Genomic DNA, 18,012 nt, shown 5'->3' with positions numbered 1-18,012 from the left:
GCACCGTGCCAGCGCCCGACATCCTGGTCGGCGGCACGCCGTGCCAGTCGTTCAGCGTGGCCGGCGCGCGCCAGGGGCTGAACGACCCGCGCGGCGCCTTGACCCTTGCCTATGTGGAGCTTGCAAATGCCATCGACCAAACCCGCCACCAAGACCGCCGCCCGCCGGCAACGCTCGTCTGGGAAAACGTCCCCGGCGTCCTCAACGACCGCAGCAATGCCTTCGGGCATTTCCTGGGAGCACTGGCCGGAGAAAGCCGTGCGCTCCAGCCGCCAGGGGAAAAATGGGCGCACGCTGGTTGTGTGTCTGGACCCCGCCGCCGCATCGCCTGGCGCGTGCTCGACGCTCAATATTTCGGTGTCGCCCAACGCCGCAAGCGCGTGTTTCTTGTGGCATGTGGTGGTGATGACCTCGATCCCTCCGAAGTACTTTTTGAGCGCACAGGCCTGCGCGGGGATTCTTCTGCGGGCCGCGCGCCGTGGCAAGAAGCTGCCCGCGCTGCTGGATCGGGTGCTGCTGCAGCAGGCGGATACGCAGGATTCGCTGGACTGAACCAGCCCTACGGCAAGGTCACGACGACGTTCGGATTCAGCGGCGGCATCGGCCCCGTCGATGTTGCGGCATGCCTGATGGCCGCGGGTCCCAAGCACGACATCCGCACCGAGACGTTCATGGTGCAGTCCATCGCCGGCAGCATCGCCCACACCCTCGACACCGCCAACAACGGCAAGGGCAGCAGCGAGGACGGTACGGGAAAGGGCGTGCCGATCATCGCCTTCACCGCCCAGGGCAGCGGCGCGGACGCCACGATCGACCTGACGCCGACGCTGCGTGCCGGCGGGCATCGCAACAGCCATGCGAACGCAGGCGTCGTACCCGCCATCGCCTTCGCGCAGAACAACCGCGGCGAAGTGCGCTTCGAGTCGGGGCATGGACAGGTGTCTTGCACCGTCCTGTCCAACGGCAAGCCGGGCTACGGTGTGCCGATGGTGGCCTGCGTTGCCCTGCGGGGACGGACGCAGGGTCTTGCCGCCGAACTGGGCGGAAGCGTTGCAGCGGCGTTGCGTACCAGCGGCGGCGGCGCAGACAAGCCCCATGTCCTGGCCCCCGACTTCGAGGCACATTTCCGCTACGACTGGAATGAATCCGGTGCAGCGGACTGGTCGCAATGGCGGGTGCGGCGGCTGATGCCCATGGAGTGCGAGCGGCTGCAGGGCATGCCCGACGACTACACGCTGATCCCGTATCGCGGCAAGCCTGCCGCAGACGCTCCGCGCTACAAGGCGATTGGCAACTCCATGGCCGTCCCGTGCATGGCTTGGCTGGGCAACCGGCTGGTGCAGTGCCTGCACAAGACGGACTTGACCGATTCGGATTGATCGACGACGCAGCCTGCCGGCCGCGCCATTCTCTCCCTGCATTGCCGATGTATCGGCAGCAGCCCGCAGCCAGGGTGTCAAGGCTGCCGTGGGTTCCGCCCACGCCACCCACCAGTTCGCTTCGGCATCTCACCGGCGAACGCTGCCCACCGGGGCATCGATGCCTCCTTTCTCCAACCCACGGGATGGTCGCCACGTCCCGTTAGGGGCATGTCGCCACCCGGTCGATTTCAGGATCTCCCATGGAAACCATCACCAAGCAAGACCGCATCACGCTGAAGAACCTCAAGGTGGCCGACTTCGCCAGCGAGGAAACGCTGTGCTTCACCGCGACCATCGTGTTCGACGGCATTCCCATCGCCGAGGCCCGCAACGACGGCCACGGCGGCTCGACGTTCCTCCACGCACTCAACGGCAAGGCGGCGCTGCTGGCGCAGGCCGAAGCCTTCGCCAAGGGCCTGCCGCCTGCGCCGCTCGACCTGGGCCACGAGGGTGAAGACCCTCATTACATCGCCATGACGCTCGACTTCCTGGTCGATGAGCTGGCCGATGCCATGCACGCGGAACGCAAGGTGCGAGCCGCGTTCAACCGCGACATCGGCAACAAGGTGCTGTTCATCAAGGACCGCAAACTGCTGTTCATCAAGGGCATCAAGCTCAAGGCCATCGCCGACCGCAAGTCGTACTTCGCTTCGCTGCGCGCCCGGCAGGCCCAGCCCATCGTCATCCTCGCCGAGCTGCCGCCCGAGCAGGCATTCGACCTGTGGAAGCAGCATGTCCTGGGCGACAAGCCCGACTGACCCAGCACCACCGCACCCTCCTGACAGCCCCGCACTCGACGCGGGGCTTTTCTTTTCTCTGAGCCCATCAATCGGGGCTGTGCCGGATGCGGTTTTCCAACTGACGCAGCACGGCCCTCGCAAGAAGCTGCCCGCATGTTCGCTGATTCGTCAGCACATGCCAGCAGCCAGGGTTCCAGGCTGCCGCGGGTCTCTCCCGCGTCACCCACCAGTCCGCATCGCATCAATTCTGCGGATGAGCGTCCCCGTGACGCTGATGCTTTTTATCAACCGCGTGCGGGAGCTGCCATCCCGTGAGGGACAAGGCCCCGCTTTTCCAAGGAGCCCGTCCATGTCCCAGCAAGCCTCTTTCGGCCAGTTGGCCCTGACCTACTGCGGCAAGTTCCTGCCGCTCGAAGTCTTGCAAAGCGCCGCCGGCCACTACATCGGCACGCGCGATACCGAAGGTCCCGTTTCGCGGGAATCCCGCGAGTACTTCCGCAGCTATGCCGCGGCTCAACGCGCCCTCGAAAGAGGCGGCTGGTCCCAGCTCGCCATTCCCTGATCCAACTGGAGAAATCACATCATGAACCAGCTACTGCCGCGGGAAGTCGTCGATCAGATCATGCGGGAAGAGCAGCATTTCGCTGCCGCGCCCCAAGCCTTCTTCGAGGCCTGGAAGCGCGGTGTCGAGATTGCTGGTCCCGAGTGGTTCGGCGACGGCACCCGTGAAGGCCTGAACCGGGCCAACACCAAGTGGGATTTGCGTCCCGACATGCTGCGGCTCAACGATGCCCTCGGCGTCCTGAGCAGCGGCGAACGCATGTTCCTGTCCGCCATGGTCAGCTTCTACAACGCGCGCGAGGGCGGTGCCATGCTCAAGCGCTGCCACTTCCACGGGCTGTCGGACTTCGACGGTCTCGATCTGGAACGCCGCAAGGTCATCGCCGACCTGCTGGTGAACTACAGCGGTTGGTGAGTCGGTCTCCGGCACGCCACTGTCTTCTCGATCCTCCCGTGAGGGACATGCGCTCATAAGGCCATGTCCCTCAATTTTTCTTCCCCATCGCCCGGCGCCAACGGCCCTGGGCTATTCCCTGCGGATGCCATCGTCCGCAGGGGCTGGCTCCGCTCTTCTCGAAAGGAGCCAGCATGGCAAACAACTACTACGAAGGCACGGGCGTTCTCGTGCTCGACCGCGTTACTCCCGTCATCAAGGCACTGTTCGATGCCTTCGCGCTCGACGAAAACCATCCCGGCAATGGGCAGGCCTACATCGCCCAGATCGCCGAGACCAATGATCCACGCTGGACAGATGTGCTGGACGGTCTGGAAAACCTGGCCACACAACTCGGAATCCCCATGCCCGACGACGAAGAGTTGTCGATTCCGCCTCTGCTTGAACGGCTGGCCGCGCACTTCGGTGCTGACCAGGACGGGGAGCTGGAGAACCTGATAGAGCACCACCACTTCGAGGACAGCGCGGACCTGGAAGCCCTGCTTCTGATCGCTACCCGCTTCGATGATGGCCATAACCTGACCGCCATACAGTTTGAGGGCTGCTGGTATTGCAGCAAGCCAAGGCTATTCGAGTTCGGCGGCAACGGCTGCTACCTGAGCCGCGAGGTCCAGGTCTTCAGAACGTCCTCGCAGGCGCTTCAACTCGGCGATCAACTGCGCAACACCATCCTGGCCGCCGACATCGAAGAGGCCTCAGCGTTGATCGCGCTGGAGGCCGCCAACCTGCTTGCCGGCATCACCGATGAGCAATTTCGCCTAAATGTGCGCCATCGCATCGCCGAACGGCTGGCTCAGACGTCAACGATCAGCGCCGACTGACGCATTTTCCACTTTCAACCCACCGGGTCCAATTCCCGGTGGCGGGGATTGGCTCCATTATTCAAATCTGGAGAGTTCCCATGTCCCTGAAACCCAATCCCTTTCTCCGCGGATACTGGAATCTGAAAATCGTCCGCACGCTGTGCATCAGCTACGAGGATGGAAGCCCGCATGTCTGGCGAATCATCCACCCGAGCCAAAAGCACCTTTCCGACGAGGAAATGATTTCATCCTCGTGCATCGTCACCAGCGATTTCGCCGTAGTCAGGAATGGTCCCGAACCCGTGAGTGCCGAGGTACTGGCCGAATGCGATGCCGGAGAAGGTGTCAGCGGCGAAGGCGTAATCGGCGCCGTGGTCTATGCCATCCATGGCGATGACTTCGACGGCCGCCCCATCCACGTCGGCGACGCCTATTCGGCAGAGGCAGCGCGGGAGGTCGTACAGCGCCTGAGTTTCGAGACCGGCTATTACAGCCGGTGCTGGGAAATCAGCAGCGCGCACATAAGCGAGGAAACCAGCCAATACCTCGCCAACCTGGCAGACCTCGCCACGCCGGAGGCCTTCCTGTTCATCGCGTTCCGGGTTCCGTACAGCCCGGCGATCGGCATCAAGCTGATCTCCACCCCCTGGACGGACAAGAACCTGGACCACGCCGAGGGCATCAGTGCGGAGCAGCTTCGCCAGGAGCACCGAAGCAAGGGTATGCCGGATGACCTGGCGAACGTCATTGAACTGGCTGGCCAGGCCGATGTGCGCATCCTGATTCTCGACGCCGACGCACCCGTGCTGTTGGGCCTGCCGTTGGCCGAATCCTAGCAGCCGCTCGACGCAACATCCTTCCTCTTTGTTCTCCCCCATACCGGCCCGTCTCCCTCCCGGAACCGGGCTGATCCATTTTCATAGGAGCAACCTCATGTTCCCCGACCTCATCTCGCGCACGCCAGACTTCGAGCACCAGCTCGGCGCCTGCGTCAATGCCATGGGCCAGGACGACGCCATCGGCCAGATCCTGGTATTCGAGCGCATGAGCGGCACGCTGCACATGCGCCATATCGCCAGCGCCGACCTGGTGGACACCGACATTGACGACTACGAAATGGTCGTCTTCGACGGTGGCAACACCAGCGGCGATACATGGAAGCATGTCTTCTTCCCACGTCAGCGCGAGCACTACTTCGTGTACGAAGCCTGACCCAACCAAGCCCCTTTCGAGGGGCTTTTTCTTGTCCGCAGCGCAGGAAAGCGGGTGCGACGCTGTGCGATTTCTTGCGGGCAGGCCGCCCATTCCAGAGCCATCCTTGCTCCATGTTCGTCGGCGTTGCCGACACATGCCCTGGCAGCCGAGACCTTCAAGGCTGCAAGTGCGGGAAACCGTGCTGGTCGTTTCTTCCTATGGACGTACCCCGTCCGTTCACGCCACCCACAAGGGACCTCTCCCTTGCGGGCGGGGAATCCCTTGTTCTTCCTCAAGGAGATTCCCATGGACCGTTCCCTCATCAAATCCATGATGCCTTCGCTTGTCGCGGGCCATATGCCTCGCAACGTGCGTTCGTTCAAATACCGCGTATTCGATGATCAGCCGCAGTCCTCGACGTTGGGCTTCGCCATCGACCCTCAGCCCTTCAACGGCAAGGTGGTCTCCGCGACCGACGATGCCATCGTCGTCAAGCTCAAGCCTTCCGAGTTCGCCGTGCTCGATCCCAACCTGGTGACCACCGTTCCCAGCGAGGGCGCCAAGGTCCATGTCCAACCCTACGCCCGGCGACGTTTCGACGGGCTGCGCGCGGACACCCCGGAAGTCGTCACCGAGAAGACTTCGGATGGCACGCCTTACACCATCACGAGGCATATCCTTGGCAAAGCACCCGCCAAGCTGCCAATTCCCGAGCCGCAGTGCATGGAGCTGGGCCAACTCATCGAGCAGTTGGAGGAGATGCCCGCGCCCGACGGGTTCCGGTGCATCACCCACATGCTGGTCGATGCAGGTGCCCGCGACTTCGCCTGGGTCGATCCCAAGCCCTCCAAGATCATCGAGACCCCGCCGGCGATCAGCTTCACGGTCTCAACCACCAAGTTCGAGGGTCAGGTGACGATCCTCTACGACCGTGGCGGCGACACCTACGTGGTGGAGCTGCACCGCGACGGTGAGTTGATCGATAGGCACGACGAGGTGTATTTCGACATGCTCGGTGAAGTGCTGGAGCGGCTCATCGACGACGGGCGCTGGCGCCTGATCGGCGTGAGCGTGATCGACGCCAAAGCCTCTCGTCAACGTCAGGCGGTTCCAGCCTGACGCGCCAGACAGGAAGCCTAGCGGCACGACTGATCAGTCCACAGCCTACCGGCGACTGCCCCACAAGCCTTCCATCCGTTTCGGTGGAGGGCTTTTTTCTTCATCCATACAGGAGATTTCAACCATGTCACTGCGATTCAGAGGCTCCGACCTGCGCCCCGTGCTTGCCGAGGCCATCGCCAACCAATGCCGCGTCGCCCTGGCCAAGGACCAGGGCGTGTACTTCCTCGCCGAGCGCGGAGAGCGCCGCCCCGATGGCCGCGTGAAGCTGCTGGCCTATGCCGTCGGCTGCAACCCGGATACCGACCCGTTCGATGACTGGTGGGAACTGGCACGCGCCGAGCTTGGCGGCGACGATTTCGGCGAGTTCTTCGACCCGAAAGACAGCGTTTTCACTCGCATTCTGCAAAGCTCAGATGATCTGGAGCTGTCCGCCACCGCTACGTATCTGTCACTGGCGGCGGTGGAATCGGCGTAGTCCAAAAATGTCCGCATACCCCTTGAAGCCCCCATTTCGGGGGCTTTCTTTTGGGCGGAACTGGGCAGCCTGGAAAAAATGGGAAGCGCCCGGATGCCGATTGATTGCTGTCGCGCGCGCGAGGCCCGGCCATGCTGACCCCATGCCTGCTGACGTTGTCAGCGACATGCCAGGCAACCATCGGTCTTCGAGGTTGCGTCGCAGTTCCCACTGCGTGACCGAGCCAGCTCGCACCGCATCCATCCGCGAGCGGCCACCAGTCTCTGGTGGCGGATGCTTTCGCCTTATCGACCCACCGCGGGGTTACGCACCTTTCCCCGCATGCGTGGGGCTGGTGTGTCTCCGCTTCTTCCCTATGGAGATTCACCATGAACACCACGTCCAACGAGAAATCGTATTTCGACCTCCACACCTCGGGCATCGGCTACATCCAGCGTGTCCGTGAAGTGCCTGTCCGGGGCGGCCGCCGTGCGCAGCCTTTCCTGGCATGCACCGTTGCCGCGCTGGTCGGCCCCGCCAGGGACCCCAGCTACCGCTACTTCGACGTCAAGGTCTCGGGTGCCGAGGCCAAGAACCTCGTCCAGCGCTACATCGGCGTTGACGATCCCAAGCAGCGCCCGCTGGTGCGCTTCCGCCTCGGCGACCTGTGGGGCGATGCGTACATCCGCGACAAGGGCGAGCGCAAGGGTGAAGCCGCCGCGTCCCTCAAGGCGCGACTGCTCAAGGCCGAGCCGCTTGACCGGGCCGAACTGGCTTCCATCAAGCAGCACGAGCTGATCACCCGCGGCATCGGCTACCTCAGCCGTCCGAAGGACGTCACCCCCAAGGATGGCGATCCGTTCCTGTCGTGCTGCGTCGCGGCTCTGGCCGGGCCTGTCGGTGAACCGGACTATCGGTACTTCGACACCATCGTCGCCACCCCTGAAGCCGAGCACCTGGTTCGCCGGTGCGTGCAGGCCATCGAAGGGGACCGCAAGGTGCTGATCGCCTTCAAGTTGAACGACATGAAGATCGATCCGTACATCCGCACCAAGGGTGAGCGCGCCGGGGAGCCGGGAGCGAGCCTGGAATCGACGCTGATCCACATCGGTCTGATCAAGATCGACGGCACCCAGGTCTATCCGACGAGCCAGGCGCAAGCCGAGGCGCCGCAGGCCGAGGACGCACCCGCGCCCGAAGCCGAGGATGCCGCCGACACCGCTGCCGACCAGCCTATCGAGTCCGCCGAGCGCGAGCCCGCAGGTGAAGTCGAAGAGCAGGAGCCGGCATTGGCTGCTTCGTTCTGATCCGGCATGGCCCCTCACGGGGCCTTGCCTTTTTCCTATTCCTCAAGGAGAAGCATCATGGCAGTCACATCGGCACCCGAGAAATCGGCCACGCCCATCATCGTCCCGGGCCAGCTCGCGCTGCGCACCATTCACGGCCGCAACGGAAAGTTCAACGTTGGCAAGCTCGAATGCCAACTCGGCAAGTTCACGATTAAAGACGCGGAGTTGGAGCAATACCCCGAGGGCAAGTACCAAGGGGAATTCGTTCTTCGCTACATCTTCCTCAAAGGCTATCCGATCAGCGACGGCAGCATGCGTTTCGAGATGCGCGCCAACCTGGACGGTATGACACTTTTCGGCATCGACAAGCTGAGCAAGGCCGAAGCACATAGCTTTGCTCCGCAGGAAGTCGATCCGCTCGATGAAGAGCAAGGGACACAGCCTGCGACAACGCCGGCCAAGCCCGCCAAGGCATCCAGGTCCGCCAAACCTGCACCCGTGCAGACGTCCGCGGACCCGCTGGTCGATACCACGCCCTTCGGCGTGGACGCGCCGCCTGCTGCGGCTGCTGCCCCCGGCAGCACCGAGGATGGCGACGCCGCGCTGTTCGGCCTGTTGTGGCCGCTGGGCGAGTCTGTGAAGCTGGATTCGACCATCGACCGCCGCACCCTGCGCGCGCAGATCGCCCGCCTGGGCGAACTGGGCTACGCGCTGGACTTCAAGACGCAGGAGTGGAGCCGCCAGGCCGAACTGCAACCTGCGTGATTGCAGACACCGCATCCGCGGTGTTCTTCATCCACCCGCCGGGGTTCCTTCCCCATGCGGGGGTGGCCTCGGCTTTCTTCTGGAGGTCTCCATCATGTCCATCATCACTTGCGATACACCCCGTTCCGCGCTGGACGAAACCGCGTGGCGCGCCGTTTGCAAGACGGCCGCCGAGCATGCCCAACGTGGTTGCGGCCTGTCCTGGGATCACTGGGTCACGCTTTTCAGCTCGGAGATCGACGCGCAAGCCAGTCGATTGCCGGAAAGCCAGCGCGTTCATGCGCTGGAAATCGCGACCCAGGAATGGGACTACGCAACACCCGCCGAACGGCAGGAAACCCAGGACTGGCTCGCTGAAAACGGCTGCTGTTCGCATGGGATCACGCTGGGTTGCTGCCCGGCCGGTTGCGGTTCCTAGCCCGCACTGCATTCCATCGCCGCACACGCGGCATTCCATCACCCGCTGGGGGTTCTTCCCCACGGGGAGGCCTCTGGCTCTACATTCTTCAGGAGGCCTCTCATGGGCTGGTATTTCTCTCCCCAATCGCGGTCTGAACTGATCGCGGAACTGATCGCACCGCAGGAGACCGAGCGCGCCAGCGTGAAGGTCATCGCCCACACGCTGCGCGGCAACGTCCTCTGGTCCGTCGCGGAAGTGACGGCCAGGGCCGAAGGCGTGCATCGTGATCTCGCACCGGGCCAGTCCCTGCGCTACATCCGCTGCGATCTTCTGGAGCGCAGCGGCAGCCAATGGGGCTACAAGCCCTTGGACGAGTCCATGCACCCGTACTACTACTCGTGCCCGTTGAGCTACCTCGACATGACGCCGGAGCAGTCCGCCGACTGGCGTGCAGGCGTTCGCGCCTACCACGCGCGGCGGCGCACCCCCACGGCATCCACGGCACCCGCCGCGGCGCTGTTGGCCTGAGTCAGGAGGAACCGACATGGACCCGATCCTGGCTGCGCTCCCCGCCTCACTGTTGAAACTCGTTGAAGGCAGTTTGTCCAACGACGAAGTGTCTTCCGACGAGGAAATGCAGGAGTACTTCATCAGCAACGGCCTTACCGAGGAACAGGCGCGGCAGGCGCTGACCTACCGCGACCAGTACCTCAACAACATCTACCTGGACGGCTTCACGCCGATCACCGCGGTGGACGAGGCGCTTCACTTCAACCCGCACACCCGGCAGTTCGAGCCGGACTGAGCGATTTTCTTCCACCCCCTGGGGCAGTACTTGCCCCGGCGGGCGGTGCTGTTCCCGTTCATCCGAGGACACCACCATGCCCGCAAACACTTCTTCCACGCTGTACCGCATCGACGAATGCCCGGACGTGATGGCCGACGCCTGCGTCGGCGATGACCAGGGCAACCTGATCTTCCTGTCCATCTGGGCGCGCGACACCGCCGTCCAGCAGTTCCTCGCTCGCCTGACCCTCGGGCGCGACGAGCAAGGACTGGACCAGTTCCACGTCATCACCGACCAGGGCGGCAGCGTCCCGGTGTTCGTCGGCAACGTCGATCGCCTGGAAAAGCGCATGACCCGCGCCTACCGGCGAACGCTGTTCGGTTCGCTGTCCAACGTGTGGCTGTTCGACCGGCGTTGCGTGAAGCCCGACAAGGCCAACGCCAGCGCGCTGGCATTGCTGCCACGCGACAGCTCCCACCGGCTTGACCGCCTGTGGATGCTGGTGCGGGACACCTGCCCGTTGCCGCTGCTCGACCACTGGCGCGAGACCGTGCTGGAACTGCTGCAAACCCGCGAGATGCTGGCCCGCCTTCCGTTCGCCCTCGGGCCGTTGGAAGGCCATCGGCTCGCCATCGACGTGCCGGCGCTGACCCTGGCGCTGGGTTCCCTGATCCGAAGTGACGTACTCACCGCCTATCCGTATCCGGCCAAGATTTGGACGCCGGAAGCGGTAGCGGCTTGACCCACCTGCGGAGGCACGCCTTGGCGTGCTTCCGCCATTCCTCCCCGCCAACCAGGAGACTTCCATGGCCCTCATGTTCCCGCGGCTTGCCCGCAATTTCGCCAAGAACGGTTACTACCCGACCGACGAACCCACGCTCGAAAGAGCCCTCAACGCACTGATGCCCAGCGACGGGCCGATGTGCATCCTCGATCCCTGCGCCGGCGAAGGCGTGGCGATCGCCGAAGCCGCCCATGCCCTCGGGCGCGAGCAGGCCAAGGCGTTCGCCGTCGAGTTCGACCCGGAGCGGGCACGTCATGCCCGCGGCCTGGTCGATCACTGCCTGCACGCGGACCTGATGGACACGATGGTCTCCAAGCAATCCTTCGGGTTGCTCTGGCTCAACCCGCCGTATGGCGACCTGTCCAAGGACGTCAACGGCAACATCGGCTACCAAGGCCAGGGCCGTGCCCGCCTCGAAAAGCTGTTCTATCAGCGTTCGCTGTCGCTGTTGCAGTACGGCGGCGTGCTGGTCTTCATCGTCCCCGGCTACGTGCTCGACGCGGAGTTGGTCGGTTGGCTGACACGCCACTACACGGACCTGCGCATCTACCGAGCGGTGGAAACGCAATTCAAGCAGGTGGTGATCTTCGGCCGAAGGGTGCGACAGCGTGAACAGGCTCCCGATGGCGTCAAGGCCGTGCGCAATCTGCTGCTGCAGGTTGGGCTTGGCGAAGTCGAAGCCGAGGAGCTGCCGAGCGATTGGCCGTTCCTGCCGTACATCGTCCCCGCCAGTCCGGCCGAGCCGGAGCATTTCTTCCGCGTGACGATGGAGCCCGAGCAGTTCGCCGACGAGGTTGGCAGGCTGCAAGGCCTCTGGCCGTCGCTGGACACGCACCTGGGGGCCGCGCAGCAGTCGCTGCGTCCACCGGCGCGGGCTTTGTCCCACTGGCATCTCGCCCTGGCTCTGGCCGCGGGCGCGATCTCGGGGGTTGTGCGCTCCAAGACCGGGCGCGTGCTCGTCGTCAAAGGTGACACCCACAAGGACAAGACGCTCCAGCGTGAATTCACCGAACGCGAAGACGGCTCGATCGCCGAGACCCGCATCCTCACCGACAAGTTTGTGCCCGTCATCCGCGCGTGGGACATGACGCCTGGCTCCGCGACACGGGGCGAGGTGTTGACCATCCGCTGACTCACCGGACGCGCTGCCGTCCTGCTATTCCCACATCGAAGGAGAAACACCATGTTCGCAAACCCGTTCAAGCGGCCCGCGCCGCAGAAGCAACCGTTGTTCGCACCGGGTACGCTGAAGTTGAGCGAGAAGGTGCATTGGTTGGCACGCAAAGGCCTGATCGACCCCTTGGCCTATGTCCAGCGCCACGTGCGCGGTGACTGGGGCGAGATCGACGAGGCCACCCGCCAAGCCAACAACGTCGCAATCCAACAGGACAACCTAATGATCTCGCAGTTCAGGATCACGCCGGACCTGGCACTGATCGTCAAGACCAGCGAGGACCATGAAACCACGGTGGTCCAGCTATCCGAGGAGCAAGATCTGATTTGACGGCCCCACATCGTCATTCTCATCCACCTGACGGAGCCACTTCACTCCGCCAGGGGTGTCGTGGCTCAATAACCTTTCAAGGAGGAGCCCATGGCATCACATCGCATCGAAACCTACTGCCAGAGGCTGGCGTTCCCCATCGGGGCGCTTATCTTCAGCAAAGGCATTGACCGCCTGGTCCGCTCGGGTCGCCTCGACCCGATCCCGTACTTCAGGCGCCACACCCGTGGTGACTGGGGCGACGTCAACGTCCAGCAATGGCAGGCCAACAGCACCGCGCTTCAATCAGGTGCTTCGCTGGCATCGCACTACGTGATCCACCCGGGGCTGGCCATTCGCATCGTTACCGACGCGGAGCGCCGCGCCACCGTCATCGTTCTGCCGTCCGAGGACTGAGCACGGTTCACCCGCTGGCCATCCAGGCCAGCACCTTCAACCACCTTCGGCCACGCGCCGATTTACTTCCCACCACGGGGCATGCCACTGCCCCACTGGGGGTGGTGCATGCCCCATTTTCTTTGGAGCATCACCATGTCCCTCGATCTCGAAACCAATGCCGCTGAAGCCGCGCCCGTACAGGGCGAACTGCTCGATGCGGAATCTTCCCCTCTGACCCTGAGCCTTCAGGATTTCGTCGGCGAGTTCGGCGACGAACTGCTCGACGCCCTCAACAGCGCTAATCCGCCGGTCTATACCGGCCAACCGCAGGCACATCGCCAGCTCATCGTCGCCAGCCTCAAGCGCAAGCTGTTCCAGGCCCAGGCCGAAGTCGTCCATGCCGCCGCCGAGCTGCTGATTGACCGTGGCGAACATGCCGCGATCGTCAATGGCGAAATGGGCTGCGGCAAGACGACCGTCGGCATCGCCACGGCCGCCGTGCTCAACGCCGAAGGCTACCGCCGCACCTTGGTTCTTTCGCCGCCGCACCTTGTTTACAAGTGGCGGCGCGAGATCCAGGAGACGGTAGCAGGCGCCAAGGTGTGGGTGCTCAACGGCCCCGATACCTTGGTCAAGCTCATCAAGCTACGCGAGCAGTTGGGCGTGCAGCCCACGGGCCAGGAGTTCTTTGTCCTGGGGCGCGTCAGGATGCGGATGGGGTTCCACTGGAAGCCTGTCTTCACTCAGCGGCGTACCCGCCACGGCAACGTGGCAGCGTGCCCGGACTGCGGCACGGTCATCACCGATCTCGACGGCGAGCCGGTCAACCCGGTCGAACTCGAAGCCGAGGAATCCCGCAGGAAGTGCAGCCACTGCGCCGCCCCCCTGTGGACGCTGATCCGCCCGAGAAGCCTGTCCGGCAGCGATCAGTCCTCGGCCGTCCTCAAAGCCTTGAAGCGCATCCCGACCATCGGGGAAGTCACCGCGCAGAAGCTGATGCAGAAGTTCGGCGACGGCTTCCTGGCCTCGATGCTCGGCGACAACATCCATGAGTTCATCAACCTCATGGACGGCAACGGCGAACTGGTGTTCTCCGACCGTCAGGCCACGCGCATGGAACGCGCGATGGCCAACATGGAGTTCGGGTTTGGCGAGGGCGGCTATCAGCCGTCCGAGTTCATCAAGAGATACCTGCCGCAAGGCACGTTCGACCTGCTCATCGCCGACGAGGCACACGAGTACAAGAACGGCGGCAGTGCCCAGGGCCAAGCCATGGGCGTGCTGGCGGCGAAGGCTCGCAAAACCTTGCTGCTGACCGGCACGTTGATGGGCGGCTACGGGGACGACCTGTTCTACCTGCTGTTCCGAGCCCTTCCCGGGCGGATGATCGAAGACGGCTACCGCCCGACCACGAGCGGCAGCATGACCTCGGCCGCGATGGCGTTCATGCGCGATCACGGGGTCTTGAAGGACATCTACTCCGAGAGCGCCGGCACGGCGCACAAGACGGCCAAGGGCACCAAGGTATCGGTGCGCACGGTCAAAGCCCCGGGCTTCGGCCCCAAGGGCGTCTTGCGCTGCATCCTGCCGTTCACGATCTTCCTCAAGCTCAAGGACATCGGCGGCAACGTCCTGCCGCCGTATGACGAAGAGTTCCGCGAAGTCGCGATGGACACGGCGCAAGCCGCGGCCTACCGCGATCTGGCGGGCCGGCTGACCGCGGAGCTGAAACAGGCTCTGGCGCGACGCGATACGACTCTGCTGGGTGTGGTCCTCAACGTGCTGCTGGCCTGGCCGGATTGCTGCTTCCGGTCGGAAACCGTGGTGCATCCGCGCACGCGCAACACCTTGGCGTTCGTCCCGGCTCAGTTCAACGAGTTCGAGATCAGCCCCAAGGAGCGTGAGCTGATCGATATCTGCAAACAGGAGAAGGCGCAGGGCCGCAAGGTCCTCGCCTACACGGTCTATACCGGCACGCGGGACACCACGTCGCGCCTGAAGGTACTGCTGGAGCAGGAAGGTTTCAAGGTGGCGGTGCTGCGCGCGAGCGTGGATGCAAGCCGCCGCGAGGACTGGATTGCCGAGCAACTGGATCGTGGCATCGACGTGCTCATCACCAACCCCGAGTTGGTCAAGACGGGATTGGACCTGTTGGATTTCCCGACAATCGTGTTCATGCAGTCGGGCTACAACGTGTACTCGCTCCAGCAGGCGGCCCGCCGCTCCTGGCGCATCGGGCAGAAGCACCCCGTGCGCGTGATCTATCTCGGCTACGCCGGTTCCTCGCAGATGACATGCCTCGAACTGATGGCCAAGAAGATCATGGTCTCGCAGTCCACCTCGGGCGATGTACCCGAATCGGGGCTGGATGTCCTGAACCAGGATGGTGATTCCGTCGAGGTCGCACTGGCCCGGCAACTGGTCGCCGCCTGATTCCCACGCCACAAGCCGGCCTAGCGCCGCCGGCATTTCTGTTGTTCCCACCTTGCAGCCACGCCCACGTTCTCCGTGGACGTGGCTGCGCTTTTTTCATCCCAAGGAGATTTCCATGAATACCAACACCCAACCGTCCGAAGCCATCGACACCCAACGGAAGCTGGAAGCCGAGATTGCGGATTTCCTGCGGCAGCGCATCGAAGATGGGAACCTCGATGCGGAGGACATCCCTGTGCGCCTGGCACGCTATGGTCTGATGGCCCCCGAGGCGTTCCTCGCCGAAATGCGTGAGCGCATGGGCATCGACGACGAGAAATAAGAGACCCATTTTCACAGGCCCCAACTTGGGGCCTTTCTTTGGTGAAGGCGCTGCCGGCAAATCGGGCGCTGTCTGGTTCGCATTGTTTGCTGCCGCTCGTAGCCCGAGCGGCGATGGTGAGGGCTCGATGTTTCAGGACGCCGAGCTATGTGCCCCTCTCCACCCTGGTTTCACCATCCCGAACGCCGCCTGCTGGCGGGATTTTTCGGCCTGCTTTGGTCGGTGCTGGCCGGTGGCTGCGCGACGACGACTGCGCCGGTCGCGCCCGACACCATCGAGGAAGTCTCGGCCGCGCCCGAACCCGAAGCGCCCGAGTACATCCCGGTCGTGCGCTACGCCCGCTACACGCTGGTCGAACTGGCCCCTACAGCGGCGCAGCGCGACCTGCTGTTGCAGACCATCGACGTGTCGATGCCCGAGGATGCCCGCGCCACGGTCGGCGATGGGCTGCGGCATGTGCTCAAGCGCAGCGGCTACAGCCTGTGCCAAACGGCGCATGCCGTGATCGAGCTGTATGAGCTGCCGCTCCCGGCGGCGCACCTGCATCTCGGTCCCATGACCTTGCGCGATGCGCTGCTCACCCTGGCTGGTCCGGCCTGGGAACTGCACGCGGATGACCGCGCACGACAGATTTGCTTCGAGCGGCCCGGCGACAGCGTGGCCGCCGAACCCATGCCCGAACCGACCGCCGCCGATGCGGTGCAGACCTTCCCGCTGATGCCTTCCACTCCAGGAGGCCAGCCGTGAACGCTCCGCAATCTTCGCGTCGCCCGACCGCCGCCGTGGTGGTGCAAAGCATGCTCTGGCTCTGGCTGCTCGGTCTAAGCGTCATCGTGGCCCTCGGCTACCAGGCGATGAGCGACCAGGCCGACCAGGAACGGCTCGATTCCCGTCTGCAACGCCTCGAAGCGCAGGCGGTGGCCCTGGCCGAGGCCATCGAGACCATCCAGCAGCGTCCGGCCGTCGCAACGGCGGCGGACCTCAAAGACACCCGCCAAATCCTGGAAGCACGCGCTTCCCAGGTTGAGAAAACACTGAGCGGCTACGCAGCCGCCGACGACCTTCAGGCGCTGCGCGCGGAGATCGAGCAGATCAAGACGCGCCAGACCGCCGCGCGTGCAGCAGCCCCCGTCCAGCCGCGCACATCGAGCAAGCCCGCCGCCAAGTCTGAACCGCCGCCATTGCCGTTCCGCATCGTCGGCGCCGAACTGCGCGCCGGCCAGCGCAGCGTGTCCGTCGCGCCGAGCAGTGGGGACTTCACGCCCGACCAGCTTCAGGTGCTGCTGCCCGGTGATGCGGTCGGCCCATGGCGCTTGCAGGCAATCGATGGCAGCGCCGCGGTGTTCCAAGCCGGCGACCAGACCCGTCGCGTGGCGATTCCCTGATCGGAGCACACCACATGAAGCCGTCGATCATCCTTTCCGCACTCCTACTGGCTTCAGTCCAGTGGCCCGCGTGGGCGCAGCAGTCAGCCACGGCTCCCGCTCGCAATGCGCAGAGCCAGGAGCGCCCGCTGGCCGCCCGCGTCCTGGACGACCGAGTAGCAAGCAACTGGGGCCTCCAACCCCAGGAATGGGTGCGTTACCGCGAGCTGATGGATGGGCCGCTGGGAATCTACTCGCCCAACCTGGACCCGCTGTCTGCCCTAGGCATCGAGGCACGGACCGACGAAGAACGGCGGCGCTATGCAGAGCTGCAGGTGCAAATCGAAGCACGCCGCGTCGAGAAGTTGCTCGCCTACCAACGCGCCTACGACGAAGCCTGGCAGCGCCTGAACCCCGGCATGCAGCGCGTGAACCTGCCCGACGACGGGCCGGGCGCCGGCACCGCGCGCGGCAGCGGCCGAATGGCGGTGTTCGTCAAGGACGGCTGCGCGGCCTGTGGGCAGCTCGTGCAGCGCCTGCAATCCTCGGGTGCCGAGTTCGACCTGTATATGGTGGGCAGCCGCCAGGACGATGCACGCATCCGCGACTGGGCCAAGCGCGCGCAGATCGACCCGGCGCGCGTGCGCAGCGGCAGCATTACCCTCAACCACGACGGCGGCCGCTGGCTGTCGCTGGGCCTGCCCGGTGACTTGCCCGCGGCTGTGCGCGAGGTGAACGGCCAATGGCAGCGTCAGCCGTAGCGGCCACCTCCGTCTCGCAGCTCCTGCGCGCACTGGTGCTTGCTACCGGCCTGTGCGCCTGCGCCGTCCATGCCCAGGAGGTTCCACCACCGGCCTACCAACTCGCCGCACAGCGGGCGGGCATCCCCTCGACCGTGCTCTTCGCCGTGGCCTTGCAGGAGAGCGGTGTTCGGCGCAACGGGCGCATCGTCCCGTGGCCGTGGTCCCTCAATGTCGCCGGCCAGTCGCGCCGCTTCGCCACGCGCGCCGACGCCTGCTCGGGCTTGCAACAGGCAATGCGCGCCACGCCCCACACGCGCATCGATGCAGGCCTGGGCCAGATCAACCTCGGTTACCACAAGCACCGCTTCACCAGCGCGTGCGACCTGCTGGACCCCTATCGCAACCTCGCCATCGCCGCTGAGATCCTGAAGGAGCAGCACACGTCCGGCGAAGACTGGCTGTTGGCGATCGGCCGCTACCACCGTCCTGNGGGC

The 18,012-nt window shown here is 64.4% G+C and carries 24 protein-coding genes; all 24 read left to right on the top strand.

The window, feature by feature from the left end:
* On the top strand, positions 1 to 1,379 hold a 1,379-nt coding region (locus ACNA0J_RS10025), incomplete at its 5' end, for a DNA cytosine methyltransferase (RefSeq protein WP_415818710.1).
* A 242-nt stretch (positions 1,380 to 1,621) separates the two neighbouring features.
* Positions 1,622 to 2,179, top strand: coding sequence for a hypothetical protein (locus ACNA0J_RS10020; RefSeq protein ID WP_009459715.1), 558 nt, complete (start codon positions 1,622 to 1,624; stop codon positions 2,177 to 2,179).
* Positions 2,180 to 2,510: 331 nt separating this feature from the next.
* Complete coding sequence (locus ACNA0J_RS10015; RefSeq protein ID WP_003290186.1) at positions 2,511 to 2,723, top strand: hypothetical protein; 213 nt, start codon at positions 2,511 to 2,513, stop codon at positions 2,721 to 2,723.
* A gap of 21 nt (positions 2,724 to 2,744) precedes the next feature.
* Positions 2,745 to 3,137 (top strand): hypothetical protein, encoded by a 393-nt coding sequence (locus ACNA0J_RS10010; RefSeq protein WP_009459709.1) that lies wholly within the window; start codon positions 2,745 to 2,747, stop codon positions 3,135 to 3,137.
* 173 nt (positions 3,138 to 3,310) lie between these two features.
* Positions 3,311 to 3,997 (top strand): hypothetical protein, encoded by a 687-nt coding sequence (locus ACNA0J_RS10005; RefSeq protein WP_009459708.1) that lies wholly within the window; start codon positions 3,311 to 3,313, stop codon positions 3,995 to 3,997.
* Between the two features lie 80 nt (positions 3,998 to 4,077).
* A complete protein-coding gene (locus ACNA0J_RS10000; protein ID WP_009459707.1) occupies positions 4,078 to 4,815 on the top strand; it encodes a DUF5983 family protein in 738 nt (245 codons plus the stop codon).
* 97 nt (positions 4,816 to 4,912) lie between these two features.
* On the top strand, positions 4,913 to 5,191 hold the full coding sequence (locus ACNA0J_RS09995; RefSeq protein ID WP_009459701.1) for a hypothetical protein: 279 nt from the start codon (positions 4,913 to 4,915) through the stop codon (positions 5,189 to 5,191).
* A gap of 288 nt (positions 5,192 to 5,479) precedes the next feature.
* Complete coding sequence (locus ACNA0J_RS09990) at positions 5,480 to 6,292, top strand: hypothetical protein (protein WP_019726335.1); 813 nt, start codon at positions 5,480 to 5,482, stop codon at positions 6,290 to 6,292.
* A gap of 124 nt (positions 6,293 to 6,416) precedes the next feature.
* Complete coding sequence (locus ACNA0J_RS09985) at positions 6,417 to 6,770, top strand: DUF3085 domain-containing protein (protein WP_009459699.1); 354 nt, start codon at positions 6,417 to 6,419, stop codon at positions 6,768 to 6,770.
* Positions 6,771 to 7,138: 368 nt separating this feature from the next.
* Positions 7,139 to 8,056 carry a DUF3577 domain-containing protein gene (locus ACNA0J_RS09980; protein ID WP_009459698.1) on the top strand — a complete coding sequence of 306 codons (918 nt, stop codon included), beginning with the start codon at positions 7,139 to 7,141 and terminating at the stop codon, positions 8,054 to 8,056.
* A 57-nt stretch (positions 8,057 to 8,113) separates the two neighbouring features.
* Positions 8,114 to 8,803, top strand: a complete 690-nt coding sequence (locus ACNA0J_RS09975) for a DUF3275 family protein (RefSeq protein WP_009459697.1) — start codon at positions 8,114 to 8,116, stop codon at positions 8,801 to 8,803.
* 94 nt (positions 8,804 to 8,897) lie between these two features.
* Positions 8,898 to 9,221 carry a hypothetical protein gene (locus ACNA0J_RS09970; RefSeq protein ID WP_009459695.1) on the top strand — a complete coding sequence of 108 codons (324 nt, stop codon included), beginning with the start codon at positions 8,898 to 8,900 and terminating at the stop codon, positions 9,219 to 9,221.
* Between the two features lie 102 nt (positions 9,222 to 9,323).
* Positions 9,324 to 9,731 (top strand): hypothetical protein, encoded by a 408-nt coding sequence (locus tag ACNA0J_RS09965; protein WP_009459693.1) that lies wholly within the window; start codon positions 9,324 to 9,326, stop codon positions 9,729 to 9,731.
* A gap of 16 nt (positions 9,732 to 9,747) precedes the next feature.
* Positions 9,748 to 10,008, top strand: coding sequence for a hypothetical protein (locus tag ACNA0J_RS09960; RefSeq protein ID WP_009459691.1), 261 nt, complete (start codon positions 9,748 to 9,750; stop codon positions 10,006 to 10,008).
* 76 nt (positions 10,009 to 10,084) lie between these two features.
* Complete coding sequence (locus ACNA0J_RS09955; RefSeq protein WP_019726336.1) at positions 10,085 to 10,732, top strand: hypothetical protein; 648 nt, start codon at positions 10,085 to 10,087, stop codon at positions 10,730 to 10,732.
* Between the two features lie 25 nt (positions 10,733 to 10,757).
* Positions 10,758 to 11,906, top strand: a complete 1,149-nt coding sequence (locus tag ACNA0J_RS09950) for a DUF6094 domain-containing protein (protein ID WP_219805742.1) — start codon at positions 10,758 to 10,760, stop codon at positions 11,904 to 11,906.
* Between the two features lie 51 nt (positions 11,907 to 11,957).
* Positions 11,958 to 12,278: a hypothetical protein gene (locus tag ACNA0J_RS09945; protein WP_009459687.1), complete on the top strand. Its 321-nt coding sequence runs from the start codon at positions 11,958 to 11,960 to the stop codon at positions 12,276 to 12,278.
* A 90-nt stretch (positions 12,279 to 12,368) separates the two neighbouring features.
* Positions 12,369 to 12,674 carry a hypothetical protein gene (locus ACNA0J_RS09940; RefSeq protein WP_009459685.1) on the top strand — a complete coding sequence of 102 codons (306 nt, stop codon included), beginning with the start codon at positions 12,369 to 12,371 and terminating at the stop codon, positions 12,672 to 12,674.
* Positions 12,675 to 12,809: 135 nt separating this feature from the next.
* Complete coding sequence (locus tag ACNA0J_RS09935; protein ID WP_019726337.1) at positions 12,810 to 15,089, top strand: helicase-related protein; 2,280 nt, start codon at positions 12,810 to 12,812, stop codon at positions 15,087 to 15,089.
* Between the two features lie 115 nt (positions 15,090 to 15,204).
* Entirely contained in the window at positions 15,205 to 15,411 is a 207-nt protein-coding gene (locus ACNA0J_RS09930) for a hypothetical protein (protein WP_009459683.1), read from the top strand.
* A gap of 147 nt (positions 15,412 to 15,558) precedes the next feature.
* A complete protein-coding gene (pilL2, locus tag ACNA0J_RS09925) occupies positions 15,559 to 16,158 on the top strand; it encodes a PFGI-1 class ICE element type IV pilus protein PilL2 (protein WP_009459682.1) in 600 nt (199 codons plus the stop codon).
* Complete coding sequence (locus ACNA0J_RS09920; RefSeq protein WP_009459681.1) at positions 16,155 to 16,796, top strand: hypothetical protein; 642 nt, start codon at positions 16,155 to 16,157, stop codon at positions 16,794 to 16,796. Before pilL2 ends, ACNA0J_RS09920 begins: the two co-directional genes overlap by 4 nt.
* 14 nt (positions 16,797 to 16,810) lie before the next feature.
* Positions 16,811 to 17,536, top strand: a complete 726-nt coding sequence (locus tag ACNA0J_RS09915) for a TIGR03759 family integrating conjugative element protein (protein ID WP_009459680.1) — start codon at positions 16,811 to 16,813, stop codon at positions 17,534 to 17,536.
* On the top strand, positions 17,518 to 18,007 hold a 490-nt coding region (locus ACNA0J_RS09910), incomplete at its 3' end, for a transglycosylase SLT domain-containing protein (protein WP_415789294.1). The genes ACNA0J_RS09915 and ACNA0J_RS09910, both read left to right, overlap by 19 nt.
* Between the last annotated feature and the right edge of the window lie 5 nt (positions 18,008 to 18,012).

The sequence above is a fragment of the Bordetella tumbae genome, from assembly GCF_965139195.1.
GTDB classification, from domain to species: domain Bacteria; phylum Pseudomonadota; class Gammaproteobacteria; order Burkholderiales; family Burkholderiaceae_B; genus Bordetella_A; species Bordetella_A tumbae.
This window is presented reverse-complemented; position numbering and strand designations above follow the sequence as displayed.